The 24,249-nt window shown below is 65.3% G+C and carries 16 protein-coding genes and 1 pseudogene; 8 read left to right on the forward strand and 9 right to left on the reverse strand.

Translation table 11 applies throughout. The features are described 5' to 3' along the window. The first annotated feature begins 34 nt into the window (after positions 1-34). From EO141_RS11890 to EO141_RS11905, 4 genes are all read left to right on the forward strand, one after another. Positions 35-1,813, forward strand: coding sequence for a glycoside hydrolase family 15 protein (locus EO141_RS11890; protein WP_104583635.1), 1,779 nt, complete (start codon positions 35-37; stop codon positions 1,811-1,813). Further along, entirely contained in the window at positions 1,810-3,177 is a 1,368-nt protein-coding gene (gene otsA, locus EO141_RS11895; RefSeq protein ID WP_104583636.1) for an alpha,alpha-trehalose-phosphate synthase (UDP-forming), read from the forward strand. Before EO141_RS11890 ends, otsA begins: the two co-directional genes overlap by 4 nt. 616 nt (positions 3,178-3,793) lie before the next feature. Continuing rightward, positions 3,794-6,232, forward strand: a complete 2,439-nt coding sequence (locus EO141_RS11900) for a glucose/quinate/shikimate family membrane-bound PQQ-dependent dehydrogenase (RefSeq protein ID WP_206514799.1) — start codon at positions 3,794-3,796, stop codon at positions 6,230-6,232. A gap of 663 nt (positions 6,233-6,895) precedes the next feature. Next, on the forward strand, positions 6,896-8,764 hold the full coding sequence (locus EO141_RS11905) for a methyl-accepting chemotaxis protein (RefSeq protein WP_127169297.1): 1,869 nt from the start codon (positions 6,896-6,898) through the stop codon (positions 8,762-8,764). Positions 8,765-9,092: 328 nt separating this feature from the next. Here the strand turns inward: EO141_RS11905 and pgeF are convergent, their stop codons facing one another. Both pgeF and rluD read right to left on the reverse strand, forming a co-directional pair. Then, positions 9,093-9,908, reverse strand: a complete 816-nt coding sequence (gene pgeF / locus EO141_RS11915) for a peptidoglycan editing factor PgeF (RefSeq protein WP_127169298.1) — start codon at positions 9,906-9,908, stop codon at positions 9,093-9,095. A 1-nt stretch (position 9,909) separates the two neighbouring features. Further along, positions 9,910-10,905, reverse strand: coding sequence for a 23S rRNA pseudouridine(1911/1915/1917) synthase RluD (gene rluD, locus EO141_RS11920; RefSeq protein WP_119131080.1), 996 nt, complete (start codon positions 10,903-10,905; stop codon positions 9,910-9,912). A 120-nt stretch (positions 10,906-11,025) separates the two neighbouring features. On the opposite strand from rluD, the gene EO141_RS11925 reads away from it, so the two are divergent. Continuing rightward, entirely contained in the window at positions 11,026-11,907 is an 882-nt protein-coding gene (locus EO141_RS11925) for an outer membrane protein assembly factor BamD (protein WP_104583641.1), read from the forward strand. Positions 11,908-12,243: 336 nt separating this feature from the next. Then, positions 12,244-13,230 (forward strand): hypothetical protein, encoded by a 987-nt coding sequence (locus EO141_RS11930; RefSeq protein ID WP_126946713.1) that lies wholly within the window; start codon positions 12,244-12,246, stop codon positions 13,228-13,230. A gap of 9 nt (positions 13,231-13,239) precedes the next feature. Here the strand turns inward: EO141_RS11930 and EO141_RS11935 are convergent, their stop codons facing one another. The 5 genes and pseudogenes from EO141_RS11935 to sucC all read right to left on the reverse strand — a co-directional run bounded on the left by EO141_RS11935 (position 13,240) and on the right by sucC (position 17,921). Continuing rightward, the gene (locus EO141_RS11935) at positions 13,240-14,880 is read right to left on the reverse strand and encodes an NAD+ synthase (protein WP_127169339.1); all 1,641 of its coding nucleotides are present in this window, start codon (positions 14,878-14,880) and stop codon (positions 13,240-13,242) included. Positions 14,881-14,913: 33 nt separating this feature from the next. Beyond that, positions 14,914-15,263: pseudogene (locus tag EO141_RS11940) on the reverse strand (DUF559 domain-containing protein); the annotation flags it as partial. Positions 15,264-15,374: 111 nt separating this feature from the next. Further along, on the reverse strand, positions 15,375-15,830 hold the full coding sequence (locus EO141_RS21370) for a hypothetical protein (protein ID WP_164739180.1): 456 nt from the start codon (positions 15,828-15,830) through the stop codon (positions 15,375-15,377). Positions 15,831-15,851: 21 nt separating this feature from the next. Further along, positions 15,852-16,727 (reverse strand): succinate--CoA ligase subunit alpha, encoded by an 876-nt coding sequence (gene sucD / locus EO141_RS11950; RefSeq protein WP_047124757.1) that lies wholly within the window; start codon positions 16,725-16,727, stop codon positions 15,852-15,854. A 24-nt stretch (positions 16,728-16,751) separates the two neighbouring features. Continuing rightward, on the reverse strand, positions 16,752-17,921 hold the full coding sequence (sucC, locus tag EO141_RS11955; RefSeq protein WP_016901264.1) for an ADP-forming succinate--CoA ligase subunit beta: 1,170 nt from the start codon (positions 17,919-17,921) through the stop codon (positions 16,752-16,754). A gap of 231 nt (positions 17,922-18,152) precedes the next feature. Between sucC and EO141_RS11960 the strand changes: the two genes are divergently transcribed. Then, positions 18,153-19,766 (forward strand): HAMP domain-containing sensor histidine kinase, encoded by a 1,614-nt coding sequence (locus tag EO141_RS11960; protein WP_104544483.1) that lies wholly within the window; start codon positions 18,153-18,155, stop codon positions 19,764-19,766. Positions 19,767-19,958: 192 nt separating this feature from the next. After that, positions 19,959-21,353, forward strand: coding sequence for a sigma-54 dependent transcriptional regulator (locus EO141_RS11965; RefSeq protein WP_164739181.1), 1,395 nt, complete (start codon positions 19,959-19,961; stop codon positions 21,351-21,353). Between the two features lie 297 nt (positions 21,354-21,650). Here EO141_RS11965 and pilB read toward each other — a convergent pair whose 3' ends face one another. Beyond that, entirely contained in the window at positions 21,651-23,387 is a 1,737-nt protein-coding gene (gene pilB, locus EO141_RS11970) for a type IV-A pilus assembly ATPase PilB (protein ID WP_127169300.1), read from the reverse strand. A gap of 137 nt (positions 23,388-23,524) precedes the next feature. Then, a complete protein-coding gene (locus EO141_RS11975; protein WP_043922199.1) occupies positions 23,525-23,956 on the reverse strand; it encodes a pilin in 432 nt (143 codons plus the stop codon). Positions 23,957-24,249 lie beyond the last annotated feature (293 nt).

Below are 24,249 nucleotides of genomic sequence, written 5' to 3' on the forward strand. Positions count from 1 at the left end.
TCCCTCTTCTCTTCAAAAGGATCGTTCGCACTCCATGACCGAGCCAAACCTGGATCTGGGCGTCATCGGCAACTGCAGCTTTGGGGCATTGGTCGATCGGCAGGCACGTGTGGTGTGGAGTTGCCTGCCGGCCTTCGACGGCGACCCGGCATTCTGTTCGCTGCTCTCGCCCAAGGGCGAAGGCGGCGACTTCGCGGTGGAACTGGAAGACTTCGCCAGCAGCGAGCAGCATTACCTGCCCAATACCGCCGTGCTGCGTACCGTGTTGCGCGACAGCCACGGCGGCGAAGTGGAAGTCATCGACTTCGCGCCGCGCTGGCGCAACAACGGGCGCTTCTATCGGCCCGTCAGCATCATCCGGCAGATCCGCCCGCTGGCCGGCAACCCGCGCATCATCGTGCGCGCACGCCCGCTGGCCGACTGGGGTGGCCGCAGCCCGGAGACCACCTGGGGCAGCAACCACATCCGCTGGGTGCTGCCCGAGTTCACCCTGCGCCTGACCACCGATGTGCCGGTCCGCTTCGTGCGCGATGGCCTGCCGTTCGTGCTCAGCCACCCGGTCAACCTGGTGCTGGGCGTGGACGAATCGCTGACCCGCTCGCTCACCGGTTACGTGCAGGAAGCGCAGGAACGCACCGAGGAATACTGGCGCGAATGGGTGCGCTACCTGTCGATTCCCCTGGACTGGCAGGAAGCGGTGATCCGCAGTGCGATCACGCTCAAGCTGTGCCAGTACGAGGACAGCGGCGCGATCATCGCGGCGATGACCACCTCGATCCCGGAAGCGCCCAACACCCCGCGCAACTGGGATTACCGTTACTGCTGGCTGCGCGATGCTGCGTTCGTGGTGCGCGCGCTCAATCGCTTGGGCGCCACGCGCACGATGGAGCAGTTCATCGGCTACATCTTCAACATCGCCACCGCCGACGGCACGCTGCAGCCGCTGTACGGCGTCGGTTTCGAATCGCAGCTGGAAGAGCACGAAGTCGAGACGATGGACGGCTATCGCGGCATGGGCCCGGTACGGCGCGGCAACCTGGCCTGGATCCAGCAGCAGCACGACGTCTATGGCAGCGTGGTGCTGGCATCCACGCAGCTGTTCTTCGATCTGCGGCTGAAGGATCAGGGCGATGCGGATACCTTCCGCCGCCTGGAGCCGCTGGGTGAGCGCGCGTTCGCCCTGCATGACGTGCCCGACGCCGGCCTGTGGGAATTCCGCGGACGCGCCGAAGTGCATACCTACACCGCTGCGATGTGCTGGGCTGCCTGCGACCGGCTGTCCAAGATCGCCGACCGGCTGGTGCTGCCCGAGCGCAGCGTGTACTGGCGCGAGCGCGCCGACACCATCCGCGCACGCGTGCTGAGCGAGGCATGGAGCGAGGAACGTGGTCATTTCACCGATACGCTGGGCGGTCATCGCCTGGATGCATCGCTATTGCTGCTGGCCGATATCGGCATCGTCGCCAACGACGACAGCCGCTTCGTGCGCACGGTCGAAGCCGTCGGCCGCGTACTCAAGCATGGCGATGCGCTGTACCGCTACATCGCACCGGATGACTTCGGTGAGCCGGAAACCAGCTTCACCATCTGCACGTTCTGGTACATCGACGCGCTGGCCGCGATCGGTCGCAAGGAGGAGGCGCGTGAATTGTTCGAGCGCATCCTCTCGCGCCGCAATCACCTCGGCTTGCTGTCCGAGGATCTATCGTTCGAAGACGGCGAAGCCTGGGGGAATTTCCCCCAGACCTATTCGCATGTGGGTTTGATCATCGCAGCGATGCGCTTGTCGCGCAGCTGGCAGGAGGCGTCATGAGTCGTTTGGTGGTGGTATCCAACCGCGTCGCGGTGCCCGGCGAAAACCGTGCCGGCGGCCTGGCAGTGGGCTTGTTGGCGGCGCTCAAGGAGCGTGGCGGCGTGTGGTTCGGCTGGAGCGGCAAGACCGTGCGCGGCGACAGCGGCGGCATGCACGAGCAGACCGAGGGCGACATCAAGTTCGTCACCATGGACCTCAACAAGCGTGACATCGATTCGTACTACAACGGCTTTGCCAATCGCACGCTGTGGCCGCTGCTGCACTTCCGCCTGGACCTGGTCGACTACGACCGCGCCACCCGCGAAGGCTATATGCGGGTCAATCGGCTGTTCGCCGAAAAGCTGGCGCCGTTGTTGAAGGACAGCGACACCTTGTGGATCCACGATTACCACATGATCCCGCTGGGCGCGATGCTGCGCGAGCTGGGGGTGGGCTGCAAGATGGGCTTCTTCCTGCACGTGCCGATGCCCTCGGCCGACCTGATGCAGGCGATGCCCGATCACGCGCGCCTGTTCAGCACGTTCTACGCCTACGATCTGGTCGGCTTCCAGACCCAGCGCGACGCCGAGCGCTTCAAGGCCTATGTGCGCCTGTTCGGCGGCGGCCGCATCCTGGACGGCGACATCGTCGAGGGCCCAGGCGGGCGTCGCTTCAGTGCCGCGGCCTTCCCGATCGGGATCGATACCGAGTTGATCGCCAACCAGGCCAAGGCCTCGGTCGGCAAGCAGGCCGTGCGCGACCTGCGCGAAAGCCTGCGCGGCCGGCAACTGGCGATCGGCGTGGACCGGCTGGATTATTCCAAAGGCCTGCCGGAACGCTTCCAGGGGTTCGAGCGCTATCTGGAGCGCTACCCGGAGCAGTCCGGCAGCCTGACCTACCTGCAGATCGCGCCGGTGTCGCGTGGCGATGTCAACGAATATCGCCGGTTGCGCGGGCAACTGGAGCAGATCGCAGGCCATATCAACGGCGGGCATGCCGAGCCGGATTGGACGCCGCTACGCTACGTCAATCAGAACTTCAGCCATGCGACCTTGACCGGTTTCTATCGCGCCGCCTCGGTCGGTCTGGTCACGCCGCTGCGCGATGGCATGAATCTGGTCGCCAAGGAATTTGTCGCAGCGCAGGATCCGCAGGATCCCGGCGTGCTGGTGCTGTCGTTGCTGGCCGGTGCCGCCGATGAAATGAAGGAAGCGCTGCTGGTCAATCCGCACGACCTCGACGGCGTGGCCGATGCGATCGCCACCGCCGCAAGCATGCCGTTGGCAACGCGCATCGAGCGCTGGCGGGCGATGATGGATCATCTGCGCAAGAACAACATCAACCACTGGCGCCAGCGGTATTTGCAGGCGCTGGCCGATATCTGACTCGGGATTTGCGCGTTACCAGCAACACGCGACCCGCGCACACCACGATCAGCATACAGAGGCGCCGCGCATTGCCGGCGCCTTTTTTCTTGCATCGGGAGAAAGTGCCTGAAGGGCGATGAGAATACGTCTGCCGGTGCAAGTGGAAGATGCTCGAGTCGAAAATCCCGGCATGCACGACTCGCCATTCCCGAATGCCGAATCCCGCCTCATCGTTTGCGTCAATAACAAATTAGAGTTACAGCCGGATGACGCATTTTGTCGCCATGCGCGAATGCCACCAGGACCGCCTGAGATCACCGCACTCTCCATCCCTGCGGTTTTAAGCACTTCCCGCGCTGCGATGCACGGTCTGAACACTGGTTCCCATTCCGTCACGGACACGAGCGTCGTTGCGGTCTAAAATATTCACATGAGTAGCGCTGAGAACCTGGGAGGGGCTGCGCGTTCATATCCGGACGTTCTTGTTTAGGACGTTTTAGTTAGAACACGGGCCGCCCTTCGCCAGCCTGTGATCTTTCTCCCTCCACGACTCGCCATCGCCTGCCGGTGCCTGGGTCCTTCCTGACATCTCAAAATGACTGATCAATCCTCAAAACGTGGACTAGGCACCTGGTTGCTGGTGGTCTATGCCGTGGTGATCGCCGTGCTCGGTGCGGTGCTTGCCTACGAGGGCGGCCGCCTGGTCGCCGTCGGTGGTTCCTGGTATTACCTGCTGGCGGGCATCGGCCTGTTCCTGGCCGGCGTGTTGCTGGCATTGGGCAAGCGTGCCGGCCTGTGGCTGTTTGGTGCGACGCTGGCGGCCACCATCGCCTGGGCGCTGTGGGAAGTAGGCCTGGATGGCTGGGGTCTGGTCCCGCGCCTGGCCTGGCTATCGGTGCTGGGGCTGGTGCTGCTGCCGTTCTGGGGCGTGGCCCGTCGCCGCATGCAGCCGTTGTCGGGGCTGGGTTTTGTGCTGGTGACCGGCGTGCTGCCGATCCTGGGTGCGACGCTGATCCTGTGGCCGTTGCTGGCACCGCGCAATGTCGAACTGGCCGATGCCTCCAAGCTGCCGGCCGAGAACGCGACGCCCTTCAGCCGCGGCAACGTGCCCAGCCCGGACGGCAACGTCGCGGCCAATCACGATGCCAGCAACTGGACCGCGTATGCCGGCTCCAACCTGTCCAACCATTACACCCCCGGCGCGCAGATCACCCCGGAAAACGCCAAGGATCTGAAGGTGGCCTGGGAGTTCCATACCGGCGACCTGAAGCCGGCCGGCTCCAAGCTGGGCTATGCCTTCCAGAACACCCCGCTCAAGGTCGGCGACCTGCTCTACATCTGCACTCCGACCCAGAAAGTGATCGCGGTGGAAGCGGCCAACGGCAAGGAGCGCTGGCGCTTCGATCCGCAGACCAATCCGAAGGCGATGGCCGGCGTTGCCGCCACCACCTGCCGCGGCGTGTCGTACTACCAGGCGCCGCAAGGCACCGCCGAGTGCCCGACGCGGATCTTCTGGCCGATGGTCGATGGCCGCCTTGGCGCGCTGGACGCGCAGACCGGCAAGCTGTGCACCAGCTTCGGCACCAACGGCTTTGTCGATCTCAACGCCGGCACCGGCAACACCAAGCCCGGCTTCGTCGGCCCGACCTCCCCGCCGGTGGTGATGCGCGGCGTGGTGATCCAGCCCACCGGCCAGGTCCGCGACGGCCAGGAAGGCGATGCGCCGTCGGGCGTGGTGCGCGGCTTCGATGCGCTCACCGGCCAGCTGCGCTGGGCCTGGGACCTGGGCAACCCGGCGATCACCGCCGAGCCGCCGGCCGGGCAGACCTACACCCGTTCGACCCCGAACGTGTGGTCGCTGATGTCCGCCGACGACGAGCTGGGCCTGGTGTATCTGCCGACCGGCAACGCCTCGGGTGATTTCTTCGGCAAGGGCCGCACCCCGCAGGATGAGGAATACACCGCTTCGCTGGTTGCCGTGGATGCGGCCACCGGCAAGGAGCGTTGGCACTTCCGCACCGTCAACCACGACCTGTGGGATTACGACATCGGCCCGCAGCCGAACCTGGTCGATTGGCCGGTGGCCGGTGGCGGTACCCGCCCGGCGGTGATCCAGGCCACCAAGTCCGGCCAGGTGTTCGTGCTGGACCGCGCCACCGGTGCACCGCTCATGCCGGTCAAGCAGATCGCCGTGCCGCAGGGCACCGATCACGGCGACTGGACCGCGGCCACCCAGCCGATCTCGCCGGGCATGCCCAATACCGTGGGCGCGCCGAGCCGTGACTACGAGACCATTATCGAATCCGATGCCTGGGGCATGACCCCGTTCGACCAGCTGGCCTGCCGCATCCAGTTCAAGCAGCTGCGCTACGAAGGCATGTTCACCCCGCCGACCCTGCAAGGCTCGCTGGCCTTCACCGGCAACCACGGCGGCATCAACTGGGGCGGCGTCTCGGTCGATCTGCAGCGCGGCATCATGGTGATGAACAGCAATCGCCTGCCCTACACCCTGCAGGTCTACACCCGCGAAAAGATGAATGAGCTGGGCGTGGTATCGGTGTTCGACGGCAAGAGCAAGACGCCCGGCTACATGGCGCAGAAGGGTCTGGCCTACGGCGCCCGCAAGGAGCCGTGGATGTCGCCGCTCAACACGCCGTGCGTGGCACCGCCGTGGGGCTACATCTCCGGCGTGGACCTGCGCACCCAGCAGGTGATCTGGCGCCGTCCGCTGGGCACCGGTTACGACCAAGGCCCGATGGGCATCCCGTCCAAGACAAAGTTCGAGATCGGCACGCCCAACAACAGCGGCTCGCTGGCCACCGCTGGCGGCGTGACCTTCATCGGCGCATCCCTGGATGATTTCATGCGCGGCTTCGACACCCGCACCGGCAAGCAGGTCTGGGAGACCCGCGTGCCGGCTGGCCCGCAGGCCGCGCCGCTGAGCTACACCATCGACGGCAAGCAGTACATCGTGGCCGCGGTGGGCGGACACGACCGCATGGAAACCAAGTCGGGCGACAGCGTGATCGCCTGGGCGCTGCCGGACGAGGCAGGTGCCAAGCCGGCGAAGTAAGCCGGTGTAGCGTCAGCTAGTTAGGTATCGATAGACCGGCCATCGTGAGATGGCCGGTTTTTTTTGGGGATTGGGGATTCGGGAATCGGGAATCGGGGAAAGCGTCTTCCTGTCGCTGTTTGGGCTGGGCTGGGCCTGTGGGTCGCCTGATTCCCCGATTCTCCATTCCGCTCTTCGATGTCTATTCGTGGCGTTTCGCTGATCTGGGTCTGTAGGGCACCTGATTTCCTATTTCCTATTTCCGATTTCCGATTCCCGATTCCCGATTCCCTACTCTCGATTCCCTATTCTCCATTCCCGGTTCCCGCGCCTTGATGTGTATTCGTGGCGTGGCGCTGCGGCCAGTCTTGGTCACAGGCACGCGATCAAATGGCGTGGAGGCCGGGTCTACGAAGTGTTGACGGCAGCCATCAATATTTCACGTGCAATTTACAATTTGGAGGCAGGTGTCTAGTTACACCTCACCGCTCTGCGGTGTACCGGGCGGCACTGAAACCGCTTCCAAATCAACTACATCGGGGTTTTCAGGAGTACGGGCGACAGATTCCGACGAACGGTAATTTCACGCCGTCATGATTCGGGCTCGGCCGCCGATACCCCATAGCAGCCCATGCAGTGCAGGACAGCGCTCCCCACTCCGAATCACTCCGTTGGACTCAGCCTATGTCGCCCTCATTCGATGCCACTGCCGTCTCCCGCCCGCCTTCCGGCCGGAGCCTCACGCGTCTCACCAGGGCCACATGGCTGCCTGCCGCTGCAGAGATCGGGCTGCTGGCCCTGCTCACGCTCTACGCCGCCACGCTGCTGCCCGGCGGCGTCTGGGCCGGGTTGACGCGCCTGCTGCCGGCGCTGCTGGTGCTGGGCGCGGCAAGTGCGGGGCTGTGGTGGTGGTCGCGCCGCCGCAACGTCGCGCAACTGGAACAGGCCGTCGGCACGGTGACGGCCATCGGTGACGGGCACTTCCAGCGCCTGGATCTGCGCAACGCCGCCGGCGAGCTCGCGCCGTTGCTGCATGCGCTGCAGGCGACCCAGGACAAGCTGGCCATCCGCCTGGATGTGATGGAACAGGGCCTGCGCCACGGCCAGTTCGTGATCAAGGCGCTGGACGACCTGGACACCATGATCCGCATCGCCGACGACGATGGCCAGGTGCTGTTTGCCAACCGCAAGCTGCTGACGATGCTCAAGCTGATCGAGCCGGATGTGCAGAGCTTCCGCCCCGGCTTCCATGCCGAAGGGTTCGTCGGCGGCAGCATCGGCGACATCTATCCCGACAGCCAGGCCGCGATCGACCGCATGCGCGCATTGACCGCCTCCAAGGCGGTGCGCGCGCCGTTCTTCGGCCGCCAGATCGACTTCGTCTACAGCCCGATCATCGCCGCCGACGGCGCCAGGCTGGGCACCATCGCGCAGTGGGTGGACGTCACCGCGCAGGTCAACGCCGAGCAGACGCTGATCCAGATCATCGATGCCGCTGCGGCCGGGGATTTCAGCCGGCGCATGCAGATCGACGGCATGGACGGCGTGCTGCTGTCGCTGGCCCAGGGCATCAACCGCATCTACGACTCGGTGGAAACCCACCTGGCCGCGTTGGCGCGCGTGATCGGTGCCCTGGCCGACGGCGACCTCACTCAGCGCGTGGACGGCGATGCGCACGGCATCTTTGCGCGCCTGCGCGACGACACCAACCAGACCGTGACCCGGCTGACCGAGATCATCGGCGGTATCCAGATCGCATCGGACACGATCCGCCGCGCGGCGATGGAAATCGCCGCCGGCAACACCGACCTGTCCGAGCGCACCGAGCAGCAGGCCGCCAATCTGGAAGAAACCGCCAGCTCCATGGAGGAACTCACCTCCACCGTGAAGCAGAACGCCGACAGCGCGCTGCAGGCCAACCGGCTGGTGGTGGGCACCGGCGAAGTGGCGCAGAACGGCGGCCAGGTGATGGACGCTGTGGTGTCCACCATGGGCCAGATCAGCACCGCCTCGCGCAAGATCGGCGAGATCATCGGCGTCATCGACGGCATCGCCTTCCAGACCAATATCCTGGCGCTCAACGCCGCGGTGGAAGCCGCGCGCGCTGGCGAGCAGGGCCGCGGCTTCGCGGTGGTCGCCTCGGAGGTGCGCGCCCTGGCGCGGCGCTCGGCCGATGCGGCCAAGGAGATCAAGACGCTGATCGCCGACTCCACCGACAAGGTCGAACTCGGCTCGGGCCTGGTGCACCGCGCCGGCGCGACCATGCGCGAGATCGTCGGCTCGGTCAAACACGTCACCGACATCATGAGCGAGATCACCGCCGCCAGCGCCGAGCAATCCAGCGGCATCGAACAGGTCAACCGCACCGTCGCGCAACTGGACGAAGTCACCCAGCGCAATGCCGCATTGGTGGAAGAAGCCACCGCCGCCGCGCGCAGTCTGGAAGAACAGGCCGGGGAGTTGGCCGATGCGGTGTCGATCTTTCGCCTGCAGCCTGCGCACGGCGGCACCCCGAAAGCAGTGCGCGCAAGTTTCGGAAACGCAGCCGCGTAAGCCGCCAACACGGAATCACCGTAGGAGCGCACCTGGGCGCGATGAGGCGTTATCGGTAACGCCCCATCGCGCCCAGGTGCGCTCCTACACCTGTCTGCCATCCCATCCAGCACGCGCGACCGACCGACGCTGCGAATCAGCGAGCCGTCGTGAAAATCGCCACGCTACGTAGGAGCGCACCCGGGCGCGACGAAGCATTACCAGTAAGACCCATCGCGCCCATGTGCGCCCCACATCGGGCTACGGCGCTAGTCCAGAAACCGCGCGTGCTGCTCCGGCGCAGGCAGCTGCGCGAACGCGTCCGGCCCCAGCACGAACAACGGCATGCTCAGGGCGCGATCCAGGCCAGCGTGGCCATGCGTCCGCTACGACGGTCGCGACGATGCGAGAAGAAGCGTTGCGGCTCGGAAATGGTGCACAGCCCGCCGCCGTGGATGGCGCTGGCCGGCACACCGGCACGCTGCAGGCGCTTTCGCGCCAATGCATACAGATCCACCCGCCAATGCCCCGGGCGGGTTGCGACGAACGCGGCGCGTGCCTGCGCATCGTGCGCGACGAAGGCGTTGAACACGTCTTCGCCGATTTCATACACTTGCGGCCCCGCTGCCGGCCCCAGCCAGGCCCTCACCTGCTGTGGCGGCGTGCGCATCGCCGCCACGCTGCGCTCCAGCATGCCGTCGGCCAGGCCGCGCCAGCCGGCATGCGCGGCGGCCACTTCGCTGCCATCCCTGGCCGCGAGCACGACCGGCAGGCAGTCGGCGGTGAGGATCGCCAGCACCACGCCGGGCACCGCGGTCACCGCTGCGTCGGCAACCGGTTCCTGCGCAGGTGGGGCGGCAGTTCCGGCCGCGCCCACCTGCTCGCCGGACGCAGGCGCGGGCGCATCGACGCGCAGCACCTCCACGCCATGCACCTGACGCAGCCACTGCGGGGTGCCGGGCAGTGCCAGCGCCTCGACCAGCAGCGCCCGGTTGCGTTCCACCTGCTCCGGCACGTCGCCCTCGGCACTGTTGCGGTTGCCGAGGTTGAGCGTGTCGAACGGCGCCAGCGAGCCGCCCAGGCCGTAGCGCAGCGTGGTCAGCGCATGGATGCGCGGCGGCGCCGGCCAGTCGGCCGGCAGCACGAAGGGCGCGGCGGGGGCCATCTCAGCGGCGTGCCAGCTCGGCGGCGCGTGCGCTGTCTTCGCGCAGCGCGGTCATCAGCCGCTGCAGGTCCGCCGGCACCGGCGCGCTGGCGCGCACCGGCTCGCCGCTGACCGGGTGCAGGAACTCCAGGGTTTCGGCATGCAATGCCTGGCGCTTGAAGGTACGCAGCTCGTGCACCAGTTCGTCGCTGGCGCCCTTGGGCAGCTTCAGCGCGCCGCCGTACAGCGGGTCGCCGACGATCGGCGACTTCAGGTGCGCCATGTGCACGCGGATCTGGTGGGTGCGCCCGGTTTCCAGCCGGCATTCCAGCGCGGTATGCGCGCGGAAGCGCTCGCGCAGGCGGTAATGGGTGACCGCATCGCGGCCGTCGTCGCGTACCGCCATCTTCAGCCGATCGCGCGGATGGCGGTCGATCGGCGCATTGGCGGTGCCGCCGGAGACCAGCGCGCCCACCACCACCGCCAGGTACTGGCGGTGCACATCGCGTGCGGACAGCTGTTCCACCAGCGCGGTCTGCGCCTGCACGGTGCGCGCCACCACCATCACGCCGCTGGTGTCCTTGTCCAGCCGGTGCACCACGCCGGCGCGCGGCACCGCCGCCAGCGCCGGGTCGCGGAACAGCAAGGCGTTGACCAGGGTGCCGTCCGGGTTGCCGGCACCCGGGTGGACCACCAGCCCGGCCGGCTTGTCGATCACCAGCACCTGGTCGTCTTCGTACAGCACGCTCAGCGGGATGTCCTGCGGCGCGGCATGGGTCTGGGTTTCCAGCACCACCTGCACCTGCACGCTCTCGCCGCCGCGCAAGGTGTCGCGCGGGCGCGCCATTTCCCCGTTCAGCAGCGCATCGCCGGACTTGATCCACTCCGACAGGCGCGAACGCGAGAATTCGGGAAACAGCTCGGCCAGCACCGCGTCGAAACGGCGTCCTGCGGCGTTGTCGGGCACGATGGCCTGGCGGATGGACGGGTCGAGGGGGTCGGCAGATGGGTCGGACATGGACACAGGCACTCGGGCAAAAGCGGGAATTTGGGGGTCCGGGCGGCGGGAGTCAGTCGCCGGACAGGCCACTAGGCTATCATCGCGCTCTCGTTTTCCTGATGCGTCCTGCCCAGACCCATGATCCGACGGTCCACGTTTTCCGCGCCTGCGCGCCTGATTGCCCTCATGCTGGTCATGGCGTTCGTCGTCACCGGCTGCCACCGCGGCGCCAAGGACAAGAATCCCGACGAGGGCATGCCGGTCGAGCAGCTCTACGGCAAGGGCCACGACCTGATGGAGAAAGGCAACTGGGCCGGCGCCGAAGCCAGCTACAAGCGCCTGATCGCCCAGTACCCGTATGGCCCGTACACCGAGCAGGCGATGATCGAAACCGCCTACGCCCAGTACAAGGCCGGCAAGCACGACGACACCGTCTCCAGCGTCGACCGCTTCATCCGGACCTACCCGACCCATCGCAACATCTCGTACCTGTATTACCTGCGCGGGCTGGCCAACAGCAACCGCGACACGGTGTTCCTGCGCCGCGTCTGGTCGCTGGACCCGAGCCGCCGCGACCTGTCCTCGCCGCAGCAGGCCTACAACGACTTCAACACCGTGACCGACCGCTACCCGAACAGCCGCTACGCGCCGGATGCGCGCAAGCGCATGATCGAGCTGCGCGACGTGTTCGCCCAGCACGAACTGGACAACGCGCTGTACTACCTGCGTCGCAATGCCTGGGTGTCGGCGGCCGGTCGCGCCAACTACCTGCTGGAAACCTATCCGCAGAGCGCCTACCAATACGACGCGGTGGCGGTGCTGGCCGAGGCCTACACCCACCTGGGCAACAAGACCCTGGCCGCCGATGCTCGCCGCGTGCTGGAGCTCAACAGCCCGCAGCATCCGTGGCTGACCGGCAATTGGCCGAAGTACCCGTGGGCCATCCGCAAGCTCAACCCGTTCGCCGGCGAGAAGTCCGCCGCCACCGGTCAGCGCAATGCACAGATGAGCCGCGACTGAGCGATCAGCCGCCGGTGTGATGAGAAGGGGCCGCAAGGCCCCTTTTTTATTGCGGCAATGCCGCTGCCGCAATGCCGGTGGCAGCGGCGCGACTGAGTGTTGCAGGCGCCTGCCGTGCCTGACGACAGCCAGGCCCGATCAAGCGACAGATCGATCGTCCCGCACTACGGACGTGCACGCCTGCACGCCACGCGTCCTCGCACCGCCGAGCGCGCTTGCCTGCCGCAGTTGCGTTCACCTCGCCGGACCTGGCACCAGGTCACCGAACCGCGCCTGCGCGCTGCCTATACTCGGCCTCGGCAAGATCATTCCCGCTGACGCCCGCCAGGAGGCCGCATGTCCCGCTGCATCGTCCCGTTCATGCTTGGCCTGCTGCTGGCGGCAATGACCACCACCGCCAGCGCGGCTCCCATCGTCTACGGCGTCAACGCCCACGACAGCCGCTCCGCCTACCCGATCGCCCAGGCCGAGGCCCGCTTCAAGCTGCTGGCCGCGCGCAATCTGCGCAGCTACCGCTTCGATGTGGACCCGCGCGATTACGCCACGCTGGATGCGCTGGTCCCGCTGGCGCGCAAGTACGGCATCACGCTGCGCCCGATGGTGTACCCGATGTCGCGCGAGATCGGTTACCAGCTGGCGCGTCGCTATGCGGCCGACATCAAGGTCTGGGAGATCGGCAACGAACAGGATCTGGTGCGCGCCGAGGCCGATGCCCGCATCGCGGCGATGACCACGATGTACCTGGGCATGCGCCAGGCTTCCAACGAACTGGGCGCCGGCCTGCGCTTCACCATCAACATCACCGCCTGCAACAGCGACGACCGCAGCGCCAACGCACGCTGCCCGGGTGACCGCAATGGCTCGCTGTGGTTCCTGGCCAAGGCCAAGGCGGCCGGCTTCAACTTCGACCACATCAGCTTCCACTACTACGCCTTCCACCAGGACGCCGGCTACTGGAGCGCGTTGTACCTGGGCCAGCTACGCACGGCGGCGCAGACCTACAAGACGCCGGTGTTCTTCAACGAGCTGAACTGTGCGGAGATCTACACCGGCAACACCACCGGCGGTGCGGAAGGCGACCGCGGCTGCTACGACAGCCTGGCGCAGCTGCTGCGCAACGTGCGCGACAACTACGCCGACGTGGTGTCCGAGGTGAACGTCTACGAATTGCTGGACCAGACCAGCATCGAGGGCGCCGAAGGCCATTTCGGCCTGATGTACGACCTGACGCGGCCCAAGCCGACCCTGGACCTGCTCACCCGCTTCGCCCAGGCGCCGGCCGCCGCAGCGGTGGCTGGCGCACCGGGCTACCGGCCGGAATAGCCGTTCGGGCTATTGCCCTGAATACCCATTGGTGATCGGGTAACGCCGCTCGCGGCCGAACGCGCGTCGCGACACCTTCGGCCCGGGCGCGGCCTGGTGGCGCTTCCATTCGTTGAGCCGCACCAGCCGCAGCACGTGTTCCACCGTATCGGCGGCGTAGCCGGCCGCGACGATGTCGTCGCGCGACTGCTCTTGGTCGACGTAGCGATACAGGATCCCGTCCAGCACATCGTAGGGCGGCAGCGAATCCTGGTCGGTCTGGTTGTCGCGCAACTCGGCCGAGGGCGGGCGCGAAATCACCGCCGGCGGAATCACCGGCGCTCCGCCCACGGTATTGCGCCACTTGGCCAGGCCGAACACTTCGGTCTTGTACAGGTCCTTGAGCGGGGCGTAGCCGCCGCACATGTCGCCGTAGATGGTGGCGTACCCCACCGCGTATTCGCTCTTGTTGCCGGTGGTCAGCAACAGCCCGCCGAACTTGTTGGACAGCGCCATCAGGATCACCCCGCGGCTGCGCGACTGCAGGTTCTCTTCGGTGATGTCCGGCTGGGTGCCTTCGAACATCGGCCCCAGCGCGGCGAGCAGCCCTTCGAACGCCGGCTCGATCGCGATGGTTTCCAGCTTGACGCCCAGCGCGCGGCATTGCTCGTCGGCCAGGTCGTTGGACAGATTGGCCGTGTAGCGCGACGGCAGCCGCACCGCGGTAACGTTGTCGCCGCCCAGCGCGTCGACCGCCATCGCCAGCACCAGCGCCGAATCGATGCCGCCGGACAGGCCCAGCCAGACCTTGCTGAAGCCGTTCTTGCGGCAATAGTCCTGCAGCCCGCGCACCACGGCGCGCCAGGCCAGCGCATCCATGCTTTCATCGCCGTCGTCCACCCACACCACCGGGGTGAAGCTGCGCTCGCCGGCGGCGTAGTCCACCACCAGCCACTGATCGACGAACGCGGCTGCGGCCGGATGCACGGTGCCGTCGCCATCGGCCACCACCGAGGCGCCGTCGAACACCAGCGCATCCTGCCCACCGACCACGTTGAGATAGGCAATCGCCGCCCCGCTCTCGCGGGTGCGCTCGGCCAGCAAGGCATCGCGCTGCGCATGCTTGCCGCGCTCGTAGGGCGAGGCGTTGGGCACCAGCACCAGCTCGGCGCCGGCCTGCACGGTCCTGGCCAACGGCTCGACAAACCACAGGTCCTCGCAGATCACCACGCCCACCTGCACGCCCTTGACGGTGACCACGCAGTTATCGCCATCCGGGTCCACGTCGAAATAGCGGCGCTCGTCGAATACCGCGTAATTGGGCAGCTCGCGCTTGCGGTACGTCGCTTCGATGCGCCCGTCGCGCAACACGCTGGCGGCGTTGTAGACCACGCTGCCTGCACTCTGCGGCCAGCCGACCACCGCCACGACCCCGCGCGTGCCGGCGGCGATGCGCGCCAGCGCTTCCTCGCAATGGGCCAGAAAACCGGGCCGCAGCAGCAGATCTTCCGGCGGGTAACCGCTGATCGCCAGCTCGGGAAACAGCACGATGTCCGCATCGAACTCATCGCGCGCTGCCGCGATGAAGTCGATGATGCGATCGGTATTGCGCGCCACGGCACCGACCGGAAAGTCGAACTGCGCCATGGCAATGCGGAGCGTCTGGGACATGTCAACGGCCTTGTGCGTGTGTTTTCCGAAGCACGGAAGCGGAAAGGGAGAACGAGCCGCAAGCAGACCTCGCGCGATCATCTCGCAGACGTCGTCGCCACTCGCCAGCACCGCATTATTCCAGAAGCGCAGCACCTGGAAGCCCTCGCGGCGCAGGAAAGCATCGCGCGTGGCATCCGCACCCGGCGGCTACCGTCGATTTCGACGATCAACGCCCGGGCGAGGCAGACGAAATCGACGATGTAGGGCCCGATGGGGACCTGACGCCGGAATTTGAAGCCGAGCAGACGCCGATCTCGCAACCGATACCAAAGCGCGCGCTCGGCGGCGGTCATCTCACGACGCAGGCGCTTGGCGAATCCGGTCTTGGCGGCGTGGCGCATCGACATTCTCGGCAGGAGGATGGCCACGGTGACCGGTTCCGCCCGGGTGGCGCCATCGGTGTCGATGGCACTTTGGCGTGGGAGATCGCCGCGCGGGAAGCGCCCTCACCCCTACCCCTCTCCCGCAGGCGGGAGAGGGGATGTCGCTGCCGGCGGGGGCTTGGGCAGCGGCAGTTGCCTGACCGCGGTGTGCTCCGTCGATTTGCCGGAGAACGACAAACCTGGCGTGCTTGAGAACATGACCGGGCTCTTGCTCTTGCTCTTGCTCTTGCTCTTGCTCTTGCTCTTGCTCTTGCTCTTGCTCTTGCTCTTGCTCTTGCTCTTGCTCCTGCTCTTGCTCTTGCTCCTGCTCCTGCTCTTGCTCTTGCTCTTGCTCTTGCTCTTGCTCCTGCTCTTGCTCCTGCTCTTGCTCTTGCTCTTGCTCTTGCTGTTGCTCCTGCTCTTGCTGTTGCTCTTGCTGTTGCTCCCTTCTCCCGCCTGCGGAAGAAGGTGCCCGAAGGGCGGATGAGGGGATGTTCCAAACGCCCACAAAAAAGGCCGCCCGAAGGCGGCCTCTCTGACGCTCACACGCTTGCGCGCGCGGCGTGCTTACTTCACCAGCGCAGCAATCGCCGCACCCAGATCGCCCGGCGAACGGACGGTCTTGACGCCAGCGGCTTCCATCGCCGCGAACTTGCCTTCGGCAGTGCCCTTGCCGCCCGATGCGATCGCACCGGCGTGGCCCATGCGCTTGCCGGCCGGAGCCGAGGCACCGGCGATGAAGCCGACGACCGGCTTCTTCACGAACTGCTTGATGTACTCGGCGCCAGCTTCCTCGGCGTCGCCACCGATTTCGCCGACCATGATGATGCCTTCGGTCTGCGGGTCTTCGTTGAACAGCTTGAGGCAGTCGACGAAGTTCAGGCCGTTGATCGGATCACCACCGATACCGATGCAGGTGCTCTGGCCCAGGCCCACTTCGGTGGTCTGCTTGACCGCTTCATAGGTCAGCGTGCCCGAACGCGACACGATGCCGATCTTGCCCGGCTTGTGGATGTGGCCCGGCATGATGCCGATCTTGCACTCGCCCGGGGTGATCACGCCAGGGCAGTTCGGCCCGATCAGCACGGTGTCCGGATGCGAGCGGGTCAGCACGTTCTTGACGCGCAGCATGTCCAGTACCGGGATGCCTTCGGTGATGCAGACGATGACCTTGATGCCGGCCGCAGCCGCTTCCAGGATCGCATCGGCCGCGTACGGCGGCGGCACGTAGATCACCGACGCGTCTGCGCCGGTGGCCTTGACGGCGTCGGCCACGGTGTTGAACACCGGCAGGTCGATATGCGTGGTGCCGCCCTTGCCCGGCGTCACGCCGCCGACGACCTGGGTGCCGTACTCGATCATCTGAGTGGCGTGGAAGGTGCCCTGCTGGCCGGTGAAGCCCTGCACGATCACCTTGGTGTTCTTGTTAATCAAAACGGACATGGATAGTTCCTTCGGTGTCGTGAATCAGGCGGCGTTCTTGACAGCTTCGACGACCTTCTTGGCACCGTCGTTGATGTTGTCGGCCGGGATGATGGCCATGCCGCTGTCGCGCAGCAGCTGCTTGCCTTCTTCCACGTTGGTGCCTTCCAGGCGCACCACGACCGGAACCTTGACGCCCACTTCCTTGACCGCCGCGATGATGCCCTCGGCAATCATGTCGCAGCGGACGATGCCGCCGAAGATGTTGACGAAGATGCCTTCGACCTTGTCCGAGGACAGGATCAGCTTGAATGCCTCGATGACGCGCTGCTTGTTGGCGCCGCCGCCCACGTCCAGGAAGTTCGCCGGCTCGCCGCCGTTGAGCTTGATCACGTCCATGGTGGCCATGGCCAGGCCGGCGCCGTTGACCATGCAACCGATGTTGCCGTCCATGGTGACGTAGTTGATGTCCAGCTCCGACGCAGTCACTTCGGTCTCGTCTTCCTGCGTCTTGTCGCGCATGGCGACCAGCTGCTTCTGACGGAACGCGGCGTTGTCGTCGCTGTCGAACTTGCCGTCCAGCGCGTACAGGTTGCCGTCGTCCAGGATGGCCAGCGGGTTGATTTCAACCAGCGCCAGGTCCTTTTCGTTGAACAGGCGATACAGGTTCACCATGATGCTGGCGAACTGGCCGGCCTGCTTGGCGGTCAGGCCGAGCTTGAAGCCGAAATCGCGGCCGTGGTAGCCCTGCACGCCTTCGACGAAATCGACATTGAGCGAGTGGATCAGCTCCGGCGTCTCGGCAGCGACCTGCTCGATCTCCACGCCACCCTCGCTGGAGGCGATGTAGGTGATGGTCTTGGTGCCGCGGTCGACCAGGATCGACAGGTACAGCTCCTTGACGATCTCGCCGGCGGTGGTCACCAGCACCAGGTTGATCGGCAGCTCGACGCCGGCGGTCTGGTAGGTGGACATCTTGGTGCCGAGCATCTTGGCCGCTGCGGCCTTCACGTCGTCGGTGGTCTTGCAGAACTTGACGCCGCCAGCCTTACCGCGACCGCCCGCGTGGATCTGCGCCTTCACCATCCAGGGGCCCTTGCCCAGGGAATTGGCGACTTCAACCGCTTCGTCCGGGGTCGCCGCGACCTTGCCGGCCGGAACGGGGATGCCGTACTCGGCAAGCAGCTGTTTTGACTGGTATTCGTGGAAATTCATGCGTCACCGTGGGAAAAGGAAACGACCGCTGCGTGCAACGCAGACCGCCAGGGCGGCACGTCAAGAGACGCGAACGGGCCGCCTATTGTGGCCGACCACGCCGTGCGGCGCAAAAGTCGGCCCGAGTGCCCCGCCGCTGGCGGCGCTTGCGTCCAGCCCGGCACTGTGCGCAAGCGCTGCGTGGGCCGCGCACCTGCCTATACTCGCGGCTTGCGCCCGCGGGGAATCGGTTTGCCATCCAGCCCATCGCTTATCGACCGGATCCAGTCCGCGCCACAGCGCGAGCTGTACTTCTTTTCGCTGTACCGGGTGCTGGTGGCCGGGCTGATCGCCGCACTGGTGTTCAGCCCCCTGTCCGACGCGATCCCCGAGCCCCGCTACCCGCGCCTGGCGGCCGGCGTGGCGATCGGCTACCTGGCGATGGCCATCCCGCTGCTGTTCCGCGGCCGCAACGAGCGCCGCCTGACCGCCACCGTGCTGTGCGCGGTGATCGCCGACATCCTCGCCGCGACCCTGGCCACGCATGCGCTGCCCGGCGCCAGCGCCGGCATCGCGATGATGCTGCTGTTCAATGTCGCCGCCGCCTCGATCCTGCTGCGCCTGCGCTATGGCATGAGCATTGCCGTGCTCGCCAGCGCCGCCACCGTGCTGGAGTACCTGTGGACCGTGCTGGAAGGCGGCGGCGCCACCCGCCCGATCGCCGAACTGGCGATGTTCGCCACCAGCTATGTCGCAGTGGCCTTCATCTGCGAACAGATCGCCTCGCGGGCGCGCCGCAATCAGGTGCTGGCCGAGGAGCGCGGTGCGCAGGTCGCCAATCTCTACGAGATCAACGAGCTGATCATCCGCCGCATGCGCACCGGCGTGCTGGTGGTCGATACGCACAACCGCATCACCCTGGCCAACGAGGCGGCGCTGGCGCTGCTCGGCGATGGCGACCAGCGCAACGCCCCGGTCGACCTGTCGCTGGCCGCGCTTACCCCGGAGCTGGCGCGCCGCCTGCAGCGCTGGCGCAGCGGCTGGCGCCAGGAGGAAGCCCCGCTGCAACTGGGCGCCGACCGCCCGGAAGTCCAGCCGCGCTTTGTGCGCCTGCTCGCCGACAGCGACCTGGTGCTGGTGTTCCTGGACGATGCCAGCGTGGTGTCGCGGCGCGCCGAATCGCTCACCCTGTCGGCGATGGGACGCTTTTCGGCCAGCCTGGCGCACGAGATCCGCAACCCGCTGGCGGCGATCAGCTACGCCTCGCAATTGCTGGAAGAATCCCCGGACATCGGCGATGCCGACCGCCGCCTGCTGCAGATCATCCACCAGCAATGCCAGCGCACCAATGGCATCGTCGAAAGCGTGCTTGCGCTGGCCCGCCGCGAACGCGCCAACCCGGACAACCTGGACCTGGCCGCGTTCGTGCGCCGCTTCGTGATCGAGTACCGGCAGACCCTGTCGATGGAAACCGACATCCTGGAAGCGAGCATTCAAGGCGCGTCCGTGCATGCCCTGGTCGACCCCAAGCACCTGCACCAGATCCTGACCGCCCTGGTCCACAACGCGCTCAAGTACGGCCGGGTGATGGACGAGCCGGCGCGGGTGAAGCTGCGCGTCGAACGCCTGGAACGCATGGCGGTGATCGATGTCATCGACCGCGGCCCGGGCATCCCGGAGACGGTGGCCGCACAACTGTTCCGCCCGTTCTACACCACCTCCGAGCACGGTACCGGGCTCGGCCTGTACATCGCCCAGGAGCTGTGCCGCGCCAACCAGGCGCAACTGGACTATGTGTCGGTGCCGGGTGGCGGCGCCTGTTTCCGGATCCTGTTGCAAGGGCCCAACAGCCTGCTCGGGAAATGAGCGGGATCGTTGCGTCACGCCTGCAGCATGCCCATGGCGCATCTGCCTGCAACGGCGCTGCGTTCGTGTATCTGCGGCCAGCCGCTACGCTTCGTGCGTCCCGCCGCGCCCGTTGTTTGATCATGTGAATCGTTAGGCCCGCACTCGGCCGGCAATTGTCGACTGTCATCGCCCTGGGCTATCGTGCGCCACATGAACGAACCGAAAAGTGCCCTGGTTGTCGATGACGAGCGTGACATTCGCGAACTGCTTGTTCTCACCCTGGGCCGGATGGGCCTGCGCATCAGCACCGCCGCCAACCTGGCCGAAGCGCGCGAGCTGCTGGCCAACAATCCCTACGACCTGTGCCTGACCGACATGCGTTTGCCCGACGGCAACGGCATCGAACTGGTCACCGAAATCGCCAAACACTATCCGCAGACCCCGGTGGCGATGATCACCGCGTTCGGCAGCATGGACCTGGCGGTGGAGGCCTTGAAGGCCGGTGCCTTCGACTTCGTCAGCAAGCCGGTGGACATCAGCGTGCTGCGCGGCCTGGTCAAGCACGCACTGGAATTGAACAACCGCGACCGCCCCGCTCCGCCGGCGCCGCCGCCGGAACAGGCCAGCCGCCTGCTCGGCGATTCCAGCGCGATGGAAAGCCTGCGCGCCACCATCGGCAAGGTGGCGCGTAGCCAGGCGCCGGTCTATATCGTCGGCGAATCGGGCGTGGGCAAGGAGCTGGTCGCCCGCACCATCCACGAACAGGGCGCCCGTGCGGCCGGCCCGTTCGTGCCGGTCAACTGCGGCGCCATCCCCGCCGAACTGATGGAAAGCGAGTTCTTCGGCCACAAGAAAGGCAGCTTCACCGGCGCGCATGCCGACAAGCCCGGCCTGTTCCAGGCCGCGCATGGCGGCACGCTGTTCCTGGACGAAGTGGCCGAACTGCCGCTGCAGATGCAGGTCAAGCTGCTGCGCGCGATCCAGGAAAAATCGGTGCGCCCGGTCGGCGCCTCCAGCGAGTCGCTGGTGGACGTGCGCATCCTCTCGGCAACCCACAAGAACCTGGGCGACCTGGTCTCGGACGGCCGCTTCCGCCACGACCTGTACTACCGCATCAACGTGATCGAACTGCGCGTGCCGCCGTTGCGCGAACGCGGCGGCGACCTGCCGCAGCTGGCCGCGGCGATCATCGCGCGCCTGGCGCACAGCCACGGCCGCCCGATTCCGCTGCTGACCCAATCCGCGCTCGATGCGCTGGACCAGTACGGCTTCCCGGGCAATGTCCGCGAGCTGGAAAACATCCTGGAACGCGCCCTGGCCCTGGCCGAAGACGACCAGATCAGCGCCACCGACCTGCGCCTGCCCGCCCACGGCGGCCACCGCCTGGCCGCCACCCCCGGCAGCGCCGCCGTCGAACCGCGCGAAGCCGTGGTCGACATCGACCCCGCCTCGGCCGCCCTGCCCTCCTACATCGAGCAACTGGAACGCGCCGCGATCCAGAAAGCGCTGGAAGAAAACCGCTGGAACAAGACCAAGACCGCCGCGCAGCTGGGCATCACGTTTCGGGCCTTGCGGTACAAGTTGAAGAAGTTGGGGATGGAGTAGAAGGGCCGGGAATGGGGAATCGGGATTGGGGAATCGTAAAAGCGAGTTCGCTGCGTTCGCTCGTCCTGAATGCTTCGTTCTGACCTCTATGTCTTCTTGAGCATTGAAGACGGCATTCATGGCCTGATGCTGTTCTTACAATAAAAAACGGCGCTCCTCTTACGAGGAAGCGCCGTTTTTTTGGCCTTCGCAACTTTGCCCAGTCTCAAAACCGTCGAGCAAAAGCTTGGGGGGAAAAGGATTACCGCTGTAACCAGCTTCTCCGATTCCCCAATCCCGATTCCCGATTCCCGGCCCTCAGTCCTTGGTTACGCGATTGATCTCGGCCAGGCTGGTCACCCCGTGCGCGGCCTTGACCAGCGCAGACTGGCGCAGGTCGCGGATGCCGATCTTCTGCGCCGCCTCGGCGATCTGCATCGCGTTGCCGCCTTCCAGCACGATCGCGCCAATCTCGTCGGTCATCGGCATCACCTGGTAGATACCGGTACGGCCCTTGTAGCCTTCGGTGCACTCGTCGCAACCGACTGCCTCATACAGCTCGATACCGGCAGCGAGCTGCTCTGCAGTGAACCCTTCTGCCAGCAACGCATGCTCGGGCAAGGTCGACTTGCGCTTGCAGCTGTTGCACAACCGCCGCGCCAGACGCTGCGCAATCACCAAAGTCACCGATGATGTGATGTTGTACGGCGCAATGCCCATGTTCATCAAACGCGCGATGGTCTGCGGCGCATCGTTGGTGTGCAGCGTCGACAGCACCATGTGACCGGTCTGCGCGGCCTTGATCGCAATCTCGGCCGTTTCCAGGTCGCGGATTTCGCCGACCATGATGATGTCCGGATCCTGGCGCAGAAACGAACGCAGCGCCGCCGCAAACGTCATGCCGCGCTTGTTGTTCTGCTGCACCTGGTTGACGCCAGGCAAACGGATTTCGACCGGATCCTCGGCAGTGGAGATGTTGCGCGTCTCGTCGTTGAGGATGCCCAGCGCCGTGTACAGGGACACCGTCTTGCCCGAACCGGTCGGCCCGGTCACCAGCACCATGCCGTAGGGTTTGTGGATCGCCTCCAGGAACAGCTTCTGCTGGTCCGCCTCGTAGCCCAGCTTCTCGATACCCAGCTTGGCCGCGCTGCCGTCCAGGATACGCAGCACCACCTTCTCCCCGAACAAGGTCGGCAAGGTGCTCACGCGGAAGTCGATTTGCTTGGTCTTGGACAGGTTGAGCTTGATGCGCCCGTCCTGCGGCACCCGCTTCTCGGCGATATCCAGCTGCGACATCACCTTCAGACGCGCGGCGATGCGCTGGTTCAGCTTTACCGGTGCCTTGGCCACGTTCTTCAGCAAACCGTCGATCCGCAGCCGCACCCGGTAGTCGTCTTCATAGGGCTCGAAGTGGATGTCGGAGGCTCCCCGCCGGATCGCATCCACCAGCACCTTGTTGACGAACTTCACCACCGGCGTGTCGTCGCCCTTGGCATCGACCCCGGAATCCCCGCCGGCGCCCATGTCCTCGTCCCCGGCCGACACGTCCAAATCCCCCATGTCGTCATCGTCGTCACCGAGCGATGAGCCAAGCGACGCATTGCTGGCCTGCCACTGCTCCAAGGTGCGACGAATCTGGTCCTCGTCGACCAGGATAGGCTCGACCACCAGGTTCGTATGGAATTTGATATCGTCCAGCGCCCTGGTCTGAGTCGGGTTGCTCACCCCCACGAACAACCGGTTGCCGCGCTTGAACAAAGGCAGCACCTGATATTTCTGAAGCAACTCTTCACTGACTAGCTTGACCGCATTCTGGCTGGCGTCGAACGCCGACACATCAAGTAGCGGCATACCGAACTCGACAGCGTTGGCTGCAGCTAGCTGAGCAGCCGTCACCAACTTTTTCTCAGAAAACCATTGGGGCAACGGTACTTTGGCACTACCCGCCTGATCCATTGCAGATCGTGCAGCAGCCTCCTCTAGAACACCGTCTTGGACCAAGCGCCTGGCGATTCCTGTTATGCCAACGAGATTGACAGAAACTCCAGCACTCATCTTACACCCCCAATTTGCGTACCCTAAGCTGACAGAACTCTAGAACGGTACTGTTGGAATCGATCAACTTGCCGTCAAATAAGGACAAGGCCCCGAAAAAGCGGGGCCTTGCCATCAAAATCCACTCACTTATTAGATCAGCCAGCGGTACGGCAGCTTGCCGGGACATGCTTAGCTTCACCAGCGGTGTAGCTGCAAGCCCATGTAATCGGCGAGTCTTTATCAGCCTGCGTGGGGGTAAGCTTCAAGATCGGCTCAACTTTTGCGCCAGTGTTCTTGGAAGTACCGGTGACCACACCATTGGCGATGACCACGCTTGCCACCTTATCGGTAGTTTGCCCGGAGTATCCAGCGGCGGTGTTGTTAGTAACGGCAGTTGCCAGAATACCTTGAGACTGGGCAGTCTCAGCTACCGCCAGCTTAGCTGCAGACATAGCAATCATGGTTTCGCTGACTTTGCTTCGAATGGTGTAATCCTGATATGCCGGAAGAGCAATGGCGGCTAGGATCGCGATGATGGCAATAACAATCATCAATTCAATAAGAGTAAAACCTTGCTGCTTTTTCATTTCCATCCCCAGAGTTAAGTAGATTAATCCCTCAGACTTGATTTAGCTAAACCTCCCGAAGCCTTAGGGTCCTGCAGGCCTACGATATGCACCTTTCATGCCAATTTCCGCGCATCACCGTATAGCCCTACATGGCTCATCATGCCAGACCGCCTAGCGGTGTAAATAGGCAGCTCTCTCAATTGAGATTGAGCAAACAGTGTGACGCAGAAGGTCACTTTTCGCCGCTAATGCGCCAGAGTTGGTCAAAAGGCAGCCTAGACTTGGCGTAGCCAGGGGATGTATACCGCGGT

The organism is Xanthomonas sp. BRIP62415 (genome assembly GCF_003993515.1).
Taxonomy (GTDB): domain Bacteria; phylum Pseudomonadota; class Gammaproteobacteria; order Xanthomonadales; family Xanthomonadaceae; genus Xanthomonas; species Xanthomonas euroxanthea.